Source organism: Blastococcus sp. DSM 46786 (assembly GCF_900109665.1).
Classification (GTDB): Bacteria; Actinomycetota; Actinomycetes; order Mycobacteriales; family Geodermatophilaceae; genus Blastococcus; species Blastococcus carthaginiensis.
Genome location: NZ_FOAO01000036.1, coordinates 1 through 17,669, shown reverse-complemented (window position 1 = coordinate 17,669; position 17,669 = coordinate 1). Strand labels below are relative to the sequence as shown.

11 protein-coding genes and 3 pseudogenes are annotated in these 17,669 nt (G+C 68.6%); 7 read left to right on the top strand and 7 right to left on the bottom strand.

Annotated elements, in window-relative coordinates; genetic code table 11:
• Positions 1–461 precede the first annotated feature (461 nt).
• On the top strand, positions 462–959 hold the full coding sequence (locus BMW62_RS22340) for a hypothetical protein (RefSeq protein ID WP_139206360.1): 498 nt from the start codon (positions 462–464) through the stop codon (positions 957–959).
• Here BMW62_RS22340 and dgt read toward each other — a convergent pair.
• On the bottom strand, positions 953–2,287 hold the full coding sequence (dgt, locus tag BMW62_RS21735) for a deoxyguanosinetriphosphate triphosphohydrolase family protein (RefSeq protein WP_170852519.1): 1,335 nt from the start codon (positions 2,285–2,287) through the stop codon (positions 953–955). The two genes, BMW62_RS22340 and dgt, sit on opposite strands and share 7 nt — an antisense overlap.
• Before the next feature lie 562 nt (positions 2,288–2,849).
• Between dgt and BMW62_RS23355 the strand changes: the two genes are divergently transcribed.
• Together BMW62_RS23355 and BMW62_RS23350 are read left to right on the top strand one after the other, a co-directional pair.
• Positions 2,850–3,008, top strand: coding sequence for a hypothetical protein (locus BMW62_RS23355; protein ID WP_244524216.1), 159 nt, complete (start codon positions 2,850–2,852; stop codon positions 3,006–3,008).
• A gap of 421 nt (positions 3,009–3,429) precedes the next feature.
• A complete protein-coding gene (locus tag BMW62_RS23350) occupies positions 3,430–3,657 on the top strand; it encodes an IS110 family transposase (RefSeq protein WP_244524215.1) in 228 nt (75 codons plus the stop codon).
• Positions 3,658–3,944: 287 nt separating this feature from the next.
• On the opposite strand, the gene BMW62_RS21725 is transcribed toward BMW62_RS23350, so the two are convergent.
• The 5 genes from BMW62_RS21725 to BMW62_RS22330 all read right to left on the bottom strand — a co-directional run bounded on the left by BMW62_RS21725 (position 3,945) and on the right by BMW62_RS22330 (position 10,830).
• Positions 3,945–4,844, bottom strand: coding sequence for an ImmA/IrrE family metallo-endopeptidase (locus BMW62_RS21725; protein WP_091935712.1), 900 nt, complete (start codon positions 4,842–4,844; stop codon positions 3,945–3,947).
• Between the two features lie 12 nt (positions 4,845–4,856).
• On the bottom strand, positions 4,857–5,255 hold the full coding sequence (locus tag BMW62_RS21720) for a helix-turn-helix domain-containing protein (RefSeq protein ID WP_211435244.1): 399 nt from the start codon (positions 5,253–5,255) through the stop codon (positions 4,857–4,859).
• A gap of 728 nt (positions 5,256–5,983) precedes the next feature.
• Positions 5,984–7,390 carry an SIR2 family NAD-dependent protein deacylase gene (locus BMW62_RS21710; protein ID WP_091935704.1) on the bottom strand — a complete coding sequence of 469 codons (1,407 nt, stop codon included), beginning with the start codon at positions 7,388–7,390 and terminating at the stop codon, positions 5,984–5,986.
• 74 nt (positions 7,391–7,464) lie between these two features.
• Positions 7,465–8,703 (bottom strand): AlbA family DNA-binding domain-containing protein, encoded by a 1,239-nt coding sequence (locus BMW62_RS21705; protein ID WP_139206358.1) that lies wholly within the window; start codon positions 8,701–8,703, stop codon positions 7,465–7,467.
• Positions 8,704–9,198: 495 nt separating this feature from the next.
• On the bottom strand, positions 9,199–10,830 hold the full coding sequence (locus BMW62_RS22330) for a hypothetical protein (protein ID WP_139206357.1): 1,632 nt from the start codon (positions 10,828–10,830) through the stop codon (positions 9,199–9,201).
• A gap of 361 nt (positions 10,831–11,191) precedes the next feature.
• Here BMW62_RS22330 and BMW62_RS21700 point away from each other — a divergent pair.
• The 4 genes and pseudogenes from BMW62_RS21700 (at position 11,192) to BMW62_RS21685 (ending at position 17,418) form a co-directional block, all read left to right on the top strand.
• Positions 11,192–12,608: pseudogene (locus BMW62_RS21700) on the top strand (IS1380 family transposase).
• A gap of 379 nt (positions 12,609–12,987) precedes the next feature.
• Positions 12,988–15,633, top strand: a pseudogene (mobF, locus tag BMW62_RS21695) (MobF family relaxase); the annotation flags it as partial.
• Positions 15,634–15,939: 306 nt separating this feature from the next.
• Entirely contained in the window at positions 15,940–16,149 is a 210-nt protein-coding gene (locus BMW62_RS21690) for a helix-turn-helix transcriptional regulator (RefSeq protein WP_091935696.1), read from the top strand.
• Between the two features lie 147 nt (positions 16,150–16,296).
• Entirely contained in the window at positions 16,297–17,418 is a 1,122-nt protein-coding gene (locus BMW62_RS21685; protein ID WP_091935694.1) for a tyrosine-type recombinase/integrase, read from the top strand.
• Here BMW62_RS21685 and BMW62_RS21680 read toward each other — a convergent pair.
• Positions 17,415–17,669: pseudogene (locus tag BMW62_RS21680) on the bottom strand (exodeoxyribonuclease III); the annotation flags it as partial. The gene BMW62_RS21685 and the pseudogene BMW62_RS21680 sit on opposite strands and share 4 nt — an antisense overlap.

The following is a 17,669-nucleotide window of genomic DNA, read 5'->3' as shown; positions in this document are numbered from 1 at the left end:
CGTCGACCCGGGCCGCCAGGGCGGGGGAGCCCAGCAGGAAGTCGATCCGCATGCCCTCGCGACGGGGGAAGCGCAGCTGGGTGTAGTCCCAGTACCTGCCGCTCGCGTTCGCTGACCTGCGAGACGACGCGCACTTGCCCTTCGAGCTGCAGAGATACATGCCAGCCAATCAGTGCCAACCGATACCAATTACAAGATCATGTGCCCCAAATGTGCCCCACCAGGGTTTCCGGCTTCTCGGCGGGCGGTGCTGGCGATCCGATCCTCCCGGCTCCGCCAGTGCGCGTCCCGCAGCACGAGCGCGCGAGCCCACGCGCTCGCCGCCTTTCACGCTCACTGCGTCAGGCCGGGGAACGGGCCGAAGGCGGGCTCCGCACGGCGGCCTTTCCGTGCTCACGGGGTCCCCCTCCTGCTCACGGCCTACCCTGCAGATGACGCTCCTGAGGCCTCGCGTCGTCGAGGTGGCCAAGCTCAGGCGTCCTTCGGTGAGCGGCGACACGCCGCCCTGGCGCGACGCGCCGCCAGCTAACTGGCTGTGTGCTCCGGATCGTTGTGTCGGTATCCGCAGGCATGATTCGCTCGAAGTGGTGAGCAGGCCTGGACAAGACGACCGCTCGGGCGTATCGACCGGGGCGCAGTTAAGGTCGGGTCAAACCGAAGGGGGTCACATGACGGCGACAGTTGCCGACTGGCAGGAAACGGGGCCTGTTGACCTGCGTGGGTGGGATCCATTGGCCGCGGACCGGGCTGCTGAGCGCCTGGAGCGGCGTGCCCGCGACCTCGCGCTCCGGATCGTCAACCGCCCGGAGATCCACTCTGCCGACGAGGTGCTACACGCGGTCTCAGTGGAGACCAGCCCGGACGCTGCCGCAGCGGCGATCGTCGCGCTTCTCTCCGAGGGGCAGCTCCGGCTGACTGGCCAGCACCGGCTCCTCCCGGGCGAGGCCGACTTTCAGTAGGCCATCCACGAGTCCAGGGCCGACTGCCCAGTCCGGCCGCGTAGCCGACCGTGCAGGTCGATCGCCTGGGCCTCGGTCAGCATGGCGATGTAGTCGGCGACGCAGCGGGCGAGGCGCGCGGTCCTGTCGCGGTAAGTGCTCGCACCCGGCTCGTCGTCGGACATGTGCCAGAGGTCGACCAGCCGCTTCGGGACCCGGTACTCCTCCCCCTCCTTGCGCGCGCGGGGGAACCACTCCATCAGACCCTCGAACAGTTCGGCCATCAGCCGACGGTTGCCCTCCTGCATGGTGGCCAGCGCCGGGTCGTGGATCACGTAGAACCAAATCAACTGCTTGAGCATCTTGACGGCGTACTTCGTCTGCGCTGGCACGTCGATCGGGTCGTCCAGCGGTCCGACCCGGACGGCGCTCACGAAGCTGTTGATCATCTGGCCGGACGCCTGCTGGAGGGCGGCCAGGTCGTCCGAGCCCCCGCGGTAGTGCTTCGAGCGGCTCAGGAATGTCTCGGCGACAGTTCGGAAGGAGCGTTCCGCGAAGTCCGGGCTGAACTCCGGGTCTTTGGGCGCCAGCTGCTTCGTTGCCGCGGCGATGAAGCGCGACATCTCGCGGCCGTCGGTGTCAAGTAGTCGGGCGATTGGAATCCGGCCGGCGCGCAGGAAGTCCTCCAAGTCGTGGACGGCGTAGGTGACGTCGTCCGCCCAGTCCATGACCGCAGCCTCGAGGCTCTGGGCCCCGTCGGGGGACCCCTGGCGGGCAGTGGCGAAAGCCTCGCGCTCCGTTGGGTACGCGTTCCACTTCTGGTGAGGGCCCCGCTGCCCCTCCGGGCGCATTCGTGGGTACTTGATCAGCGCGTTCAGCGTCCGAGGATTGAGTCCGAGCCCGAGGCCGGTCTGCGGCCCCCGCCGGAGGATCTTTGTGACCAGGCGGAAGGTCTGGGCATTGCCCTCGAAGCCATCCAGGCCGCTGCCCTCGCACCACTCGTTGAGAACGGCCTCGCCGACGTGCCCGAACGGCGGGTGCCCGAGGTCGTGGGCGAGGCCGGCAGCCTCCGCCGCAGCGATGTCGATGCCGCCCCACGGTGCGAGGCGCGCGTCGCTGCTCGGCGCGCGGTTGAGGTGCTCCGCGAGCCGCCGCGCGATCTGCGCGACCTTCAGCGTGTGCGTCAGGCGGTTGTGGAACAGCGGGATCTCGCCGACGGCAATCACCTGGGTCACGCCGCCGAGGCGCCGGAACCCGTCGGAGTACAGGATCCGGTCAACCCCGTGCTCAGACTGGCTCCGCCGGTCCCGGGTAGGAACCTCCTCCGCGACCGTGTTCTCCTCGCTCACCGGCCGCACACCCCCGCGTTACCTTTCCCTCGGACGGGTCGGCTCGCGGCCTTGCCCGGCTCCGGGGCTCGTAGTTTCATCGGGCACGTCTCCTCTGTCTCGATCCGGACGGCGGGACGAGGACGGGCCTCCAGCTGCAACTGGGGGCCCGTTCGCTGTCTACTCGCCGGACCCGACGGCCGTCCTCGAACCTTGGTTCGAAATCCCACGCCTGTAAGGGCAAGAGGGACGGTAGGTGCACGCTCGGACAACGTCCAACCTCCGACGCACCAGGGTTCCGCACTACTTGTGGACAGGTCAGTGGACGGACGCATGTCGACATGTGAAACGCTCCGGGGACGCGTCGACGACGTGGCTGCTCCTCGACGGCCTGACCTGCAAAGAGCCTGCACACGCGCTGTGGACGGGAGAGAGTCGGGACAAACCTCGCGCGTCGGTCGCGAGGCGCGTCGCTGTGGAAGTCACCCGTGGGGACAAACGGGCGCCCTTCACGGGGGAGCCTGGCAGCGTGGTCCCTCGACAAGCATGTCGATCGGACGCGGCGTAGATCTCCTGGCGGTTCGTGGTCGAGGAACTGCAGCGCGCCGGAATCGAGGCGCATCTGGCTGGGCCGGCCGACGCCTCCGCCGCACGCGGATCGAAACGGCGCGCCAAGACCGACTGGGCGGACGCCCCGCTGCTGCATGATCTGCCCGCCGACGGCCCGTTGCCCGAGTCATAGATCTACCGGCGCAGGTGCTGGAGATGCGCGCCCGGCAGCTGATCCGCGATCTGCGTGAGCAGCACACCGCCTGGGGTGCAGCGCGTCCACGCCATCCTGCTGCACCACGGCGCCCCCGACGGTCACCGGCAGCCTGCTTGGACTGGACGACCGCGCCGCCTTGAGGCCGGCGCCGGTCCGCTACCGGGGCGACAGGCGGCGGCCGCCGCGCTGTGCACCGTCGACGCCCTGGTCGCCGAGTTCGATCCGCTGCGCAAGATGATCACCGCGTTCGCCGCCCGGGAGTCCGGCTGCCGGGCGCTACAGGCCGACTACGGCATCGCGCCGATCACCGCGCCCGCGTTGTGGACCGAGTTGGGCGATCCCGCCGGTTCCCCGCCTCTCGCAAGGCGGTGCTGCACACCGGGGCCTGGACATCACCGTGCACTCCTCCGACGGCAAACGGCCTCCCGGGCGCCTGTCCCGGCAGGGGGCGCCACCGCTGCGCTGGGCGCTGTTCGAGGCCGCCGAGTGCGTCGCCCGTCCCGGCTCTCCCGATCAGATCTACTACCGGAGGGTGGCCGACCGGGTCGGCGGCAACCGGGCCGCCTTACAGAATCGACCCAGGGGTGGTTTGGCGCAGTGGGCTGTGACTGAAAGCCTGTCCTGACCAGCATTTTCGCAGCTGGTCCGTGTCGGGTGCGGTTGGTCGATTCTGGTCGTATTGCAGACCAGCTGCGGACTGTGCGCGGACTTCGGTCGCCGCGGCAAGCGCTTCGGACGCGGGCTCGGAGGCAACTCCACCCCCCATCCCCGCGGGAGCCTCTCCGACTGCGCCGGCCGCCGGAAGGGCGCTGCGCGTCCCTTCGGGATGGGCCTCCGGCCCACCCTTCCCCCGGCGCTGCGCAGTCGGAGGGCAGCTGGTTATGGGGAAGCGGTTTGGCGTGGTGGGCTCGGTCAGGCGGCACGCAGTCGCTGCCCGTCGAAGCGCCCCTTCTGGTAGAGCAGGACGAAGTTCAGTCGGCCGTTGTGGAAGGCCTGTGTCTGAAAAGTCGTCATGCCGCGCTTCGTCTCGATGAGGAGGTCGTCGTTGTCCTCCAGCAGGCTGGTGGGGGCAATACGGCCAGCGGCAGCGATGGCTGGGTGCTCGGCCAACACCAAGGGGAGGGCGGCGAGGTCGGTGATCGACCCGAAGCGCTCGGCGAAGGCAGTCGACTCGGCGCACTGGTCGGCCATCAGCGGCAAGTACGGGCCGCGAGACACCCGTCGGGTGAAGCGGCCCAGGGTCAGAAGAGCAATGCGGTGGTGGCTGGTGGCCACGTACCGCCGGATCGCGGCATGGGCCGAGGTCTGAAACTCACCGCTCAAGTGGAGCGGCACTGCCAAACCAGGGGCGTAGCTGTCCGCCATGGTGGTGAAGCGACCTAAGCCAAACAGCAGTTCGGCTGAGAAGGCGTTGGCTTCCCATTCCATCGCGTCGCGGGTCTCGGGGCTAAGGGTGTTCTCGTCATCGGCGTAGTACGCCTGCTCCTGCCAAGGGAGCACCTGGTGGCCGAGTTCGTGGCCATGAACGAAGCGCCGGCGGGGGAGAGCCAGTTCAGCAGTGTTCAGATACACCCGCTTCTCGCGGTAAGCCAGGCCTCCCATGACCTTCTTCATGAGCTTGGCGGCGATGGCAGCGATCCCTGGCGGGACGTCGGCCCCGGCAAGGAAGAGCTGCTCCGCCGGCAGCAACCCCACAGCAGCTTCGACCGCAGCCAGCGGCGTGGGCGTGAGCTCCAGCGCATCGGCGGCGTGGAGTGCCCCCCGTGCGTACCTGCGGATGTCCTCAAGTGAGGCGGCATGAAGCGGCGGCATGGGCCTCTTTACCTACCTTGAGCTCGACGCACGCCTGGAACGGAGGAAGGCGATGTACTCAAGCAGTTCTCTGCGTTCGCTCTCCGTCAGCTCTTCGAGGGCGTTCATGGGGAAGCCGGCGAGAATGCCTCGCTGCGCCGTGTCGTCGCTGTGCGGGATGCGGTGGCCGGCTCGGAGGAGGAGGTCGCCGTAGTCCAGGTCATAGACCTGAGCTAGGTGGTACAGCATGTTGGGTGAGGGCTGGGTGACTGTGCCGCTCTCGATCTGGCTGAGGTAGCCGTTCGTTACGGCCTTGCCGGTTCGTTCTTCAACCGCGCGCAAGCTCAGGCCCAGCGCGGAGCGGGCCGACTTCAAGTAGGCGCCCAGGCTTTGGGAGCTCGCCGCACGGGAGGAATCCAAGTTGGGGGGCACCGCCCCATCATGACCGAGTCTGCTTAGTCGAGCAAGCATTGCGCGGTGCGGCTTGCGCGACGGGTGGTCGTGTGCTTAGCCTACTAAGCAGCGCTTGTGACGGCAGGCGCAACATCGAGTAGAACAGGAGACGACCATGGCCAAGGGCCACAGTCGAAGCGCCATCACCGGTAGGTACATCTCGAGGGCGGCCGCGGCCCGGCATCCGCGGACGAGCGTCACCGAGTCCGGGAGCAATCGAAACTCGGGCACCCACCACCGCTCCGCGATCACGGGTCACTACATCTCGGGGGCGGCGGCTGCTCGGCACCCGAGCACCAGCGTCACAGAGAAGGGCTGACCGCCGGACGATGAACAGGGCCCCCCGCAGTGCAAGTGCGGGGGGCCCCTGCCTCGTACAGCCCTGTCTACCAGGGACGATTAGGTGCGGTGGCAGATGCGGATGGCACAGTCAACTGCGTCGTCAGGCTTGGCCGGTGGCTGAACCCGAGGTGCTCGACCGCCCGCTGGTGGATCGCTCCGTCACTGTGGTGCGAGGGTGGCGGTGAGCAGTCTTAGCGGCTACGAAACGACCGGTGATGGCGCTGCGGCCGCGCACTGTGCTCACTCGGAAGGTGCCGGGGCTGACTTCGCGAACCGAGGTCTTGTTCGTGGACTTCACTGCCGCCTCCTCCTCAACGACGTCACCGTAGCGCCTCTACCTGACAACGGCTGGTGAGGCGGGGCCGTCATTCCCCCGCCAGGGTGGATAACCGCTCGGCCCACTCCTCCGACAGTTCGGCAAGGACCTCGGCCCACGCATCCAGATCCTGGTCCTCCAGCGGGGTGGGCGCGGCAGAGCTCAGGACGGCAGTGGGCAGGGGCGGTCCACCGGGCAAAGCCGCAACGCATGGCGCTGCTACCACCGACTGCCATCGCCGGGTGCTTGCTTCTTCGGAGAGGTCGCGCGCCAGGATGTCGGACAGGCCCAGGCACTGGCCGGCGATCCAGGGGCTGTCATGTCCCACGGGCACGCTGCGCAGCTGCTCCGGGTGTCGGTAGAGGCGGTCGTGGGAGCTCCAACGAACGATTTGGCCGCCCCCGTCGGCAAGCCACAGGGTCATGTTCGCGTTGTCGCCGAGCATGGGTCGAAGCCGAGCAAGGTCATCGGCCAGCTGGTCGGAGTGCTCTCGTTGGAGTCGGTCGAAGTCGCCCTGGATGGCAGTCCACAGAGTGCCGGCCCGAATCTTTGGGGCCAGGTAGCCCGGCTGAGTCAGAGCACTTATCTCGCGGATCGCCTGGGCGGCGTCGCTGTGGTCTTGAACCAGGACCGCTGCAACCCCAATAGCTGCCCATTGCGCCACCAAGGCGTCCTTGACTTGGTCGAACTGTTGTCGGGAGAGGCCGAAGCCTTCGCGAGCCAAGAGGACAAAGCCCTTGTCTGGGCGACTTGCGAGACCGAGCTCGTGTAGCCACTGGCGGATGTCACTGTCGCGGTAAGAGGTGCCGGCCAGCAGTAGTGGTCCGCGACTGAGGGCATCCTGGAGAGCGGCGACCTGCCACGGCTTGGACTGTGCGCTTAGGGTCGTAAAGTCTGAAAGCGTCAGGACGATCTTGCCCGTCTCGGCAGTGTCCCGGCCCAGGTAGCCGTGTAGGTGGTGAACCTCGAAGTCTCCTCGGGGGGCGCGGTCATCCTCGGTGTCTCGAGGGTGAATCCCGGCGTCCTGCCCGACTTCTTCCAGGGCGTCCTGTAGTGCGCGTTCGATCAAGAGGTCGAAGTTCAGGGTGAACAGTCCGACTTCTCCTACGGGGCGCTGAGCGGCAAGAGAGGCCACCGCGAAGTGAAGGGCGGCGGGCTCGGGCTCACCCAAGGACTCCGGGTATAGGGCACTGCGTACCAGCTCGACCCAGTCGCTGGCTCCGGCCCGCGCCGCCTCCGCTGCCAGAGAGGGGTCCTGTCGGGCAAGGAACGCCCGGGCGGTTTCCTCGTCGTCGATCGCGCCGCTCAGTCGCAGCAGTTGGGTCGCCAGGCGGTCCCAGTCAGGTAGTCCCGCCGCGGCGGACGCACCAGCGCCCAACAGAACGCTCACCTGATGGGCCAGAGTAATTGGACGCAAGCGCTCAAGCGTGGCTAGGTCGAGCTCGGCGGCGCTCACCCGCTCATGATCTCAGGCACAGGCTGGTCCAATCGATCCCCCCTACCCGAGACGATCTCCCGCTGCTGCCGCCCTCACTGTAATGACGACCGCGAAGTCATATCGTCTATCTGCTGTTCCACTCCGAGGATCCGGAAGGCAGGTCGCAGGAGTCGGTCGACTACGCGCTGGGGGTTCGAGTTGAGCTCGGTGGCGGTGGTCGTGGTGAGGCGGAGGTATTCGTCCTCTGGGTAGGTGGCTCCGTACAGGCCGGTCAGTCTCCCGCTGTTCGCCGGTGCTGCCGAGTGGCCCTCGAGACCGGCGAGCGCCAAGCCGATGTCCCAAGAGCCTGCGTATCCAGCTCGGTCGCCGAGTCGACCAGCCATGATCGTGAGCCATTCGGTGAGGGCCAGGACGCCACGGGTCGACATTAGCGGCTGGGGTGTTGCACCCCCTTGGCGTGCGTCATAGGTCAGCCTGCTGCAGGAGTAGAACAGGGTGCCGTCGTCCTCGATTCGCGCTGACCTCAGATGGGCCTCGATCTGCGACGCTGCATCCTTCAAGTTGGCAGCGCGGTTCCGCGGTACTTCGAAGTTGGACAACTCGGCGCCGTGTAGCACCCGCCGGACCTGATCAAGTTCGCCGATCGTCCAGCCGTCCGGGTCAAGGGGCAGTTCCACGGTGAGGTCATGGAACAGATTGCGGGGGGAGTCGACCTCGGCGGCCAGCGCGCCGCGCCGCCCAGCCCGGGGTCGGAAGAGGACATGCAAGACGCCCGGTCCGCCGAGGGTCGCTTGGTCGCGTGCGGCCGCGAATCGAACTTCAAAAGCGTTCCGGCGCTGTGCGTTCTCGGCCAGGCGCCGGCGCACCTCAAGATCGATAAGCGGTCTCTTACCGGTGTCACCGCGGCCCCAGTAGCGGCCCTCGACCATGTGAGGTCCGTCCGCGCTGGCATCCAGGACGATCAGCAGGCAGCCGCGCCCGTCGATCGAGGGGTGCGGCAGTGGAATTGACCGCACCACCAAGGGTGGGTCGATGCCGGCTCCGGCTACCTGGTCGATACGGTCCTGTAGGCCAGCGAGCGAGGTGCCCACGACCGCGCCGGCCTTGCCTGAGTCATCCTCGATCCCGATAACGAGGAGCCCACCGTCACAGGCCAGTGAAGCCAGGTCCTTGGCGAGCTCGCGGTTGGCTGCTTTGGAATCTGCGGGTACCGCCTTCTTGAGTTCCACCCAGTGGGTCTCGTCAAGAAGCCCTGCGGCGGCGGCAGACTCGACGTCCCCCCAGCTTCTCGGTGTCCAGCGCTCGACGGTGGGACCCATGTACAGGCTCATGGCGAACTGTAGGACGGAGCGCAGCCCGGGCGTGCGCTGGCCAGCCGCTCCGGCGACCTTCCCCTGGTCGGAGGCATGACGGTGAAAGCCAACTAGGCGCGAACGACGGGATCAAACAGCACGTACACGCCTCGGCAGAGATCTCCGCCCCGTGTGATGCCGCCTACTCGAGGCTCCCACCGCCTGCGGAGGACGCCAGACCACGTCGAGTAGCCGACCAGCGGTTCAGGCGGCGGTCCACCGGTGATCCACTACCCACTCCCATTACCCTCCCAAGGAACTCCGCCAAATCGGATAAGTGCCGCCTCCGGCAGGTTCTCGAAACTCCGATCCGGCTGGTGGACCAGGCAGCTCTGGGATGATGCCGTGTTGCGCCTCGGGCCGTCCTTCAGAACTGAGGTGGCCGTTGTGAGGGTCCTGCGTACGGCCTCGATCTCCGACAGTCCGGCTACTCGACCGACGAAAGGGCATTCCGGCGTCTGTGAGTCCTCGTTGCTAGGGCGGTCCGCTGTCGTGTCCCCGTGCATCTTCACGTGCTTCGACCTCTTGTCGAACCTGCTCGTCGATCAGATGCCTGAGTTCTCCAGGCAGACGATTAAGTTCGGGTATGAGGGCGGTCACACCGTTGGCCACCGCAAAGCCAGGCCATCGCACTGTCCCAGCGAACACGAGTGCTGCTGTCGCAGCCTGAGTCAGAGTCCAGGCAAGAGGGTCATACTTGTTGGTGACGATGACGGGGATGTGGGCAACCATCTGAACGAAAATGGCAACTGCGCCAGAGAAAAGCCACGATACGCGGCCTTGGTAGCGACTCTGTCGGCGCGCGTGCCAAACGGAGGCCGCCGCTAGGCTGACCGTCCCTACTCCAAGGACCCAGGGTCCTAAAATCACGCTCGCCAAAGCCCCAAGTGCAAGCGCCACGCCCGACACGATGGGCACACTTCTAAGAATCAGACTGCGGTAGCGACTCGCGTCTCGACCCGCTCGTTCGCTCGCTTCGATTTCCTGCAGCTTCTGATCTTGCGACCACCGAGCGATGTCCTGAGTGATCATAAGTTCGGCCAGTTGGCGAGTCCGCTGGGAGGCTGACGATTTTCTCAGGATCAGGAGTGGAATGAACTGGGAATACCGTCCTAGGGGGTCGATGATCGCTTCAACGGGCGAATAAGGTGGGGACTTCCTCTTGCACCATCGTGCAAAAACGAGTTCCTCAAAGAACCGTTCCTCCGCGGCGCTCAGTTCGAGTCGGGGAGCATCTCGGCTTACACGGGCCGCCCCCTGCATCCAATCCCTTGGCTTACTGTCGACAGGGAAAGCTTCCATCATCGTAGGCAGGCTTGCCCGCAATAGCCTGGCTACTGGCCCGGTGTCACCGTTATCGGTGGGCCAAAGGTTGTAGTAGCCAAACTCCCAAAATAGGAAGCTGATGGGTCCGCGAATGCCCGAGGGCAGCAGTCTGTCCACTGCAAACTGTGGCACAGGATTGTGACGCGACAGCTTCGCGAGCAGACTCAGGAAGTCTGTGATGAAGGTCGGCTCGGCTCGATCGAGGCTTGCAGCTTCCTCGGTGAGTGAAGCGATAGGCCCGTACAAAGCCCTATGGATCCTGCCGTCTGCCTTCCGTTTGGCGTCACCTGGCTTACTCCCCGGATGATGGGCGTACATGTAGACGGCCAGTGATCGTTGCGGCGCCGTCCATTCTTCCAGTTCGCTGCGCTTGCGAAGGCGTCTCTGCAGGGCGATGACGTCGTTCGTTAACCGCATACCTCTGGCCGTGCCGAACTGGAACGATGTCCGGTTTGTTATGCCCACCGGCAACTCGGCGAACCTATATACGGTAAGGTTCCAGGCTGTGATCGAGAAGATGACGTAGTTGAACGTATCCTCATAATCGAGGAGCTTGCGATCCTCCTCGGTCGAAAAGATCCCTCCAACGGCGTCGCGCAGCGACTCGGGTCCGCCCCACTCGGTCGTGCGACCTTGACGCGCCAAGAGCACCAGGCCGTAGACCGAGTCGAATGCAAACAGGGGCTCGACGGCGAGTCGGAGGGCGAGTTGGCTGAGCTCTTCTCCAGTAGGAGATCCTGAGGATCCGACAGGCGGCTTCTCGTCCGACTCGTCCAGCATCCCGCTTCCTCCAAGCGATCCCTGATCGTGGGGGCTTGTCCGGTCCGTCCGAGCGGAATCTTGCAGATGAGCGCTGGCCCAGACGCTCACGACGCGTTGATCGAGGCGACGCTGGGAAGCCAGAGTCGTGTCAAGCACCATGGGTGGCCGAGACCTGCCTCACGGTCACCGCGTCGAGGTCCAGCACTGATGCGCATGTGCCCGAAGACCCTGCGGCATATGGCTCTGGGATACGGACTAGCCCGGGGCTTTCACCGCGTGATCGTGTAGGTCGCTCCGGCAGAGCGAAAGGTGCTCCTGACCTGCGAGGACCGGGTTTTGTCTAGGACCTGATCAGTGCGAGGGCGGGAGCACCTTTCTGGTGAAGAAGCGTAGCGGTCGGTACCCGTCGCTGGCAGTCGATGGGCAGGGCGCGAGCGTCGTGCCGAACGCTGGCGCCGTCCTCTTGCTGAGGACCGCGGAGACCGTCGGTCTGGACAGGACCCTCTCGCAAACGGTCGAGCCGTGGCGGCGGCCGCTGGCCCGTCACCAGGCGGGCAAAATTCTGCTGGACCTGGCGGTCAGCCTGGCCGTGGGCGGGGACTGCCTGGCCGACATCGGGCAGCTGCGCGCCGCGCCGGAGGTGTCCGGCCCGGTCGCCTCGGACCCGACGGTGTCCCGGCTGATCGCCACCCTCGCCGCCGAAGCCCCGGCCGCGCTGGCCGCGATCGCCTCCGCCCGAGCGATTGCACGGGCGCGCGCCTGGACGTTGGCCGGCGAGCACGCCCCCGACCACGACGCCAGCGCCGCGTCGCCGCTAGTGATGGACGTGGACGCCACGCTGGTCACCGCACACTCGGAGAAGGAGTCCGCGGCGCCGACGTTCAAGCGCGGGTTCGGTTTCCATCCGCTGTGAGCGTTCGTCGATCACGGCGCCGAAGGCACCGGCGAGCCGCTGGCGTTCGGACTACGCGCCGGCAACGCCGGCTCGAACACCGCGGCCGACCACAGGGCGGTCATCCACGCTGCGCTGGCGCAGCTGCCCGGCGGGCACCGACGTGGCAAGAAGGTGCTCGTCCGCATCGACGGCGCCGGCGGCACCCATGGGCTGCTGGCGTGGCTGACCCGCCGGCGGCTGTCCTACTCGGTCGGCTTCTCCCTGCCCGGCGACCTCGCCTCGATCCAGAAGACGCTGGCCAGCATCCCCGCCGACGCCTGGACGCCGGCTTACGACGCCGACCGGCAGGTCCGCCCGGGCGCGTTCGTCGCCGAGGTGACCGGGCTGTTCGACCTGTCGGGCTGGCCGCCGGGGATGCGGTTGATCGTGCGCAAGGATCGCCCGCACCCGGGCGCGCAGCTGCGAATCACCGACGTCGACGGCATGCGGATCACCGCCTTCGTCACGAACACGACGAAGGGTCAGCTGGCCGACCTGGAGTTGCGGCACCGCCGCCGGGCCCGCGCCGAGGACCGGATCCGCTGCGCCAAAGGACGCCGGGCTGGCCAACCTGCCGCTGCACGATTTCGCGCAGAACCAGATCTGGTGCGCCCTGGTGGCGCTCGACGCGGAGCTGGTCGCCTGGATGCAGACCCTCGCCCTGGCCGGGCACGAGGCCCGCCGCTGGGAACCCAAGCGGCTGCGCCTGCGACTGCTCTCCATCCCGGTCCGGCACGCCCGCACCGGCCGCCGCCGGCTGCTGCACCTGGCCGCCACCGCGCCATTCACCACGCTCGCGCTCCAGGCCGTCGACGCCCTCGCCCGGCTCAGCGGCCTCGCCGCGGCACCGGCGCCCGGCTGACCCCCGGCTCACCGTCCCGACGACTGGAGACCCCACCGGACCGTGGAACCGGCGCCCGAGCGACTCGGCCGAACCTTCACACCCACATGCCACTCTCACGCCCACGCGGGACCAAAACCCCGCTGACCATCGAGATGATCATGACCGTGAAAGATCCGGGCTAATAGGTGCTAGGTATCCAACCGCTAACAGTCACCTACTCAGACGACTCCGTATACCTCTTCAACAAACCTCTTACTAAGCCCAACGCGAGCCGTGTGATCAAGCGGCACGCATGCTACCAATAGAGGTAGTCCGGGCCCCGCTTCGCGGGGCCCATCGCCGTTTCTAGGGGTGACCTGTTGGTCATTGTTGGGTGGCGTTAGAAATGCACGGTGGAATGAAGGTGTATGCCGGGTCGCCGGTGGCCGCCCGGGCGTATCTGGAGGCCGACCGTGGCCGGGCCGATGACTACTACCTGACCGAGGGCACCGGCCTGGCCCGGCGCTTCTTGGCGTGTGAGGGACGGGTGGCCGAGTGGGCGCCGCTCGCGGGGGAGACCTACGAAACGTGGGTGGCCGGCCGCGACCCGGACACCGGCGAGCCGCGGGGGCGGCTGCGCACCGATGAGCGTGCGGTGCGGTTCGTCGAGGTGGTGGTCAACGGCCCGAAGTCCTGGTCGCTGGCCGCCGCGATGCACGACGACGTCGCGGCCGCCTACGACGCCGCCCAGGACCGCGCCGCCGCCCAGATTATCGGCTGGCTCGCCGCCCACGCGACCACCCGGGTCGGCCCGCGCGGCGGCCAGGTCCACGTGCCGGTGGGCATGCTGGAGGCGGTGACGGTGCGGCACTACACCTCCCGCGCCGGAGATCCGCACCGGCATTTGCACCTGCAGATCGGCGCCCGGGTGTTCGCCGCCGGGCAATGGCGGGGGCTGCACACCGTCGGCGTGCGCGACTTCCTCGCCGCTCTCAACGGAATCGGGCACGCCGCGGTCGCCTGCGATCCCCAGTTCCGCGCCGCACTCGCCGCGCACGGCTACACCGTGGATGCGACTGGAGAAATACGGGAGCTCGGCGGCTACGTCGGCCCGTTCAGCGCACGGGCGGCGCAGATCGGGCGCAACCTGGACCGCTACGAACGCGACTGGATGGCGGCGCACCCCGGAGAACAGCCCGGTCCGGCGCTGCGGCGGGCCTGGGACGCCCGCGCCTGGGCCGAGGGGCGCCCGGACAAGGTCATCCCCCGCTCCGGGGCCGACCTCGTGGATCGGTGGCGAGCCGAGCTGGGGTCACTGGGCTATCGCGATCGGGCCCACCCTGTCTCGCTGGCGCCGACTCCGATCGGCGTGCTCGATCGCGAGGCTGCCGGTGACACCGTGCTGACCCGGCTGGCCGCCGGCCGGTCGGCCTGGAACGCGGCCGACGTCCGCGGTGAGGTCGAGCGGCTGATCGCCGCGGAGGGCATCGTCGCCGACACGGCGGTGCGCCTCGAGTTGGCCGAGGACCTCACTGCCCGCGCTCTCGGCCGGTGCGTTCCCCTGGTGGACCGGGAGGGAGTGCCGGAACACGTCCGGTCCTGGACCTCGCGGCCGGTGCTCGACGTGGAGGCCGACCTGCGCATCCGGTTCGCCGCCCGCGCCGGTCAGCCGCCGCTGGGTGCACCGCGGCTGGCGCCACTGCCGGCCGGCGTGGTCGGGGGGCTGGACCCGGGTCAGGCCGCCGCGGTCGCTGTCCTGGCCGGCGACCGGCGGTTGATGATCGTGGAGGGCGCGGCCGGGGCGGGCAAGACCACCACGCTGGCCGCTGGCCGTGACCTGCTCGAACGGCAGGGGCGGCGGCTGGTCGTGGTGACCCCGACGCTGAAGGCCGCCCAGGTAGCGCGCGCGGAGGTGGGCGCGGCCGCTGGATCGGTGGCGTCCCTCGTCTTCGCCCACGGCTGGCGCTGGACGGAGCACGGCGAGTGGACCCAACTCGTCGTCGGCGAGGTCGACCCGGTGACCGGCCGCATCCACACCGGGCCGGCGGAGGGGAGCCGGCTGCGGCCAGACGACCTGCTGGTCGTCGACGAGGCCGGCATGCTCGACCAGGACACCGCCCGCGCTCTGCTCACCGTCGCCGACGAGGCCGGGGCGCGGCTGGCGCTGCTGGGGGACCGCCACCAGCTCGCCGCGGTCGGCCGCGGCGGTGTCCTGGACCTGGCCGCCGCTCAGGTCGACCCGGCCGCGTGCCTGACATTGGAGTCGGTGCACCGCTTCACCTGCACCGCCAGCACCGGCCAGATGGTTCCGGACGGTGAGTACGCCGAGCTGACGTTGGCGATGCGGCGGGGTGACACCCCGGGTGTGGTGTTCGACGCCCTCCTCGCCCGCGGCCGGATCCACCTGCACCCCGACCGCGCAGCGCTGCAGGACGCCCTGGCCGCGACCGCCGCCCACGACCGCCAGGCGGGCGATGTGGCCGTGGTGGCGGACACCCGCGAGCAGGTCAACGAGCTTAACGCCGCCATCCGCAACCGGCTGGTCACCGACGGCCGCGTCCACGACGTCCGGGTCGTGACCACGCGGGCGGGGCAGCGGATCGGCGCCGGCGACAGGATCGCCACCCGGCGCAACGACCGGAACCTGGAGGTGGCCAACCGAGACACGTGGACCGTCACCGCGGTCGGCCGACGCGGTGGGCTGCTGGTCACCCCCGGCACCGCCACCGGTGACCTCTCTCGGGGCGATGTCACCCCGGCCGGCGCCCGCGTCCGGGTGCTGCCCGCCGACTACGTCACCCAGCACGTGGAACTGGCTTATGCCAGCACCGCGCACGGGGTGCAGGGTGACACCGTTCCCGCCGCGCACGTGGTGATCGGTGACCAGACCGGCGCGGCCTCGGCCTACGTCGGCATGACCCGCGGACAGTTGTCCAACACCGCGCACCTCGTCGCGGCCGACGTGGCCGAGGCCCGGGCGCAGTGGATCGCCGTCTTCGGCCGCGACCGGGCGGACCTCGGCCCCGGCCACGCGGCCGAGCTGGCCGCCCGAGAGGCCGCCCGCGACCGCCAGGATCGGTTGTGCGACCGGACGGCAGCCGGTCCCCCGCGGTCTGTCGCGCCGGTACCGAGCGTCCCCCGGCCCGAGACGGAGCGGCGGGGACCATCCCTTGCCCGTGGAGGCGCCGCGCCGGGCATCGGTCGATGAGCAGGGCCGCCTCCACCGGCCGGCCGCAAGTCCGGACGCGAGCAACAGGAGGAGATCCGGAGGATTTCGGAAGCCATCGGTGGTCGGCTGTCACCAATCGCCGCCAAATGGCGCCTTCTCCCGTGACGGAGCACAGCGCACCCGAGCCCATCGGAGCCAGCCATGTCCGACGATCCCGCCCGCCGCGAGCCCGAGCTGCTCACCATCACCGAGGCCGCCGAGCTGCTCCGCACTCCGGTCGCCACCCTGCGGTACTGGCGCCACCTGGGCACCGGTCCGCGCAGCTTCCGCCTCGGCCGCCGCGTCCTCTACCGCTACGACGACCTGCAGGCGTGGGTCGAGCAGCAGCTGGGCCGAAGCGCCACCGGATAGCGACCCGCCGAAGGGGCGCAGGCCCGTGGGCTGCCTCGCCCTGCCTCGTCGGATCCTTTCGGCATGCTGCGTCCCGACACGTCCCGTCCCCAAGAAGCGAAGACGTAGACCGAGCAGGGTCGCGTCTGAGACGTCGAGGAGTCAGCCATGGCGAGCGTCGAGAAGCGGGTCCGTAACGGGCGGACGACCTACGAGGCGCGGTGGCGAGACGACCAGGGCAGACAGCGCAAGAAGTCCTTCAGCAAGAAGGGCGAGGCCGATCGTCACGCGGCCACGGTCGAGGCGGACAAGGCGCGCGGCACGTACGTCGAGCCTTCGAAGACCACCGTCGCCGAGTACGCCCGAAAGTGGGCGGAAACCCGGCCGCACCGGCCGACCACGGCACGGCGGACCGAGATGATGATCCGACTGCACATCGAGGAGACGCGTCTCGGTGGCCGGAGGCTCGCGGACGTCCGCCCGTCCGAAGTCCAGGCGTGGGCCACCGACCGGTCGAGGGTGCTTGCCCCGACCACCCTGCGACAAGCGGTCGGGCTGCTTCGGAGTGTGTACGGGGCCGCGGTCCTCGACCGACTGGTGGCCTCCTCACCCGTCGTCCGCATCCAGCTCCCCCGACACGAGAGGGAGCGGGTCCTGCCGCTGTCGGTCGAGCAGGTAGCGGCGCTCGCCCGAGCCATGCCGGAGCGCTACCGAGCCATGGTCCTCACCCAGGCTGGGCTCGGGCTCCGGATCGGCGAGCTGCTCGCGCTCCGCGTCCAGGACGTCGACTTCCTGCGCCGCACCGTGCGGATCGAGTGGCAGTTCACTCAGGGGTCGAAGGGTGAGCGGAGCGCGCCGAAGACCCCCCGGTCGAGGCGGACGATCCCGCTTCCCCGAGTGGTCGCCGAAGCGCTGGCCTCTCACCTGGCGGCGTCCCCAGCAGCCGAGGACGGAACGATCTTCACGACCCGGACGGGTGCTCCGCTCGGGCACGTCTACTACGGCCACAACCTGATGGGGCGGGCGGTGGCCGAAGTGGGGCTACCGCAGGGGACGACGAGCCACGACCTGCGGCACCACTACGCCAGCGTGCTGCTGGCGGCAGGTGAGTCGGTCGTGGCAGTGGCCGAGCGCCTGGGGCACGAGGACGCGTCGCTGGTACTGAGTACCTACGGGCACCTGATGCCGGACTCGGACGACCGGACGCGCAGTGCCGTCGACGCGGCGTGGGGCGCAGTCGGTGCTTCGAGTGCCCGAGATGTGCCCCAGGGCGTCAACTCGGTCCGCTAGTCGGCTAGGTCGACGATCACGGGGGCGTGGTCGCTCGCCCCCTTGCCCTTGCGCTCCTGCCGGTCTATCAGGGCGTTTGTCACCCGGGCGGCCAGGGCGGGCGAGCCGAGCACGAAGTCGATCCGCATCCCCTCGCGGCGCGGGAACCGCAGCTGCGTGTAGTCCCAGTACGTGTAGACGCCCGGGCCGGGGGCGTGGGGGCGCACCAGGTCGGCGTACCCGGCGTCGACCACCGCCTGGAAGGCCGCGCG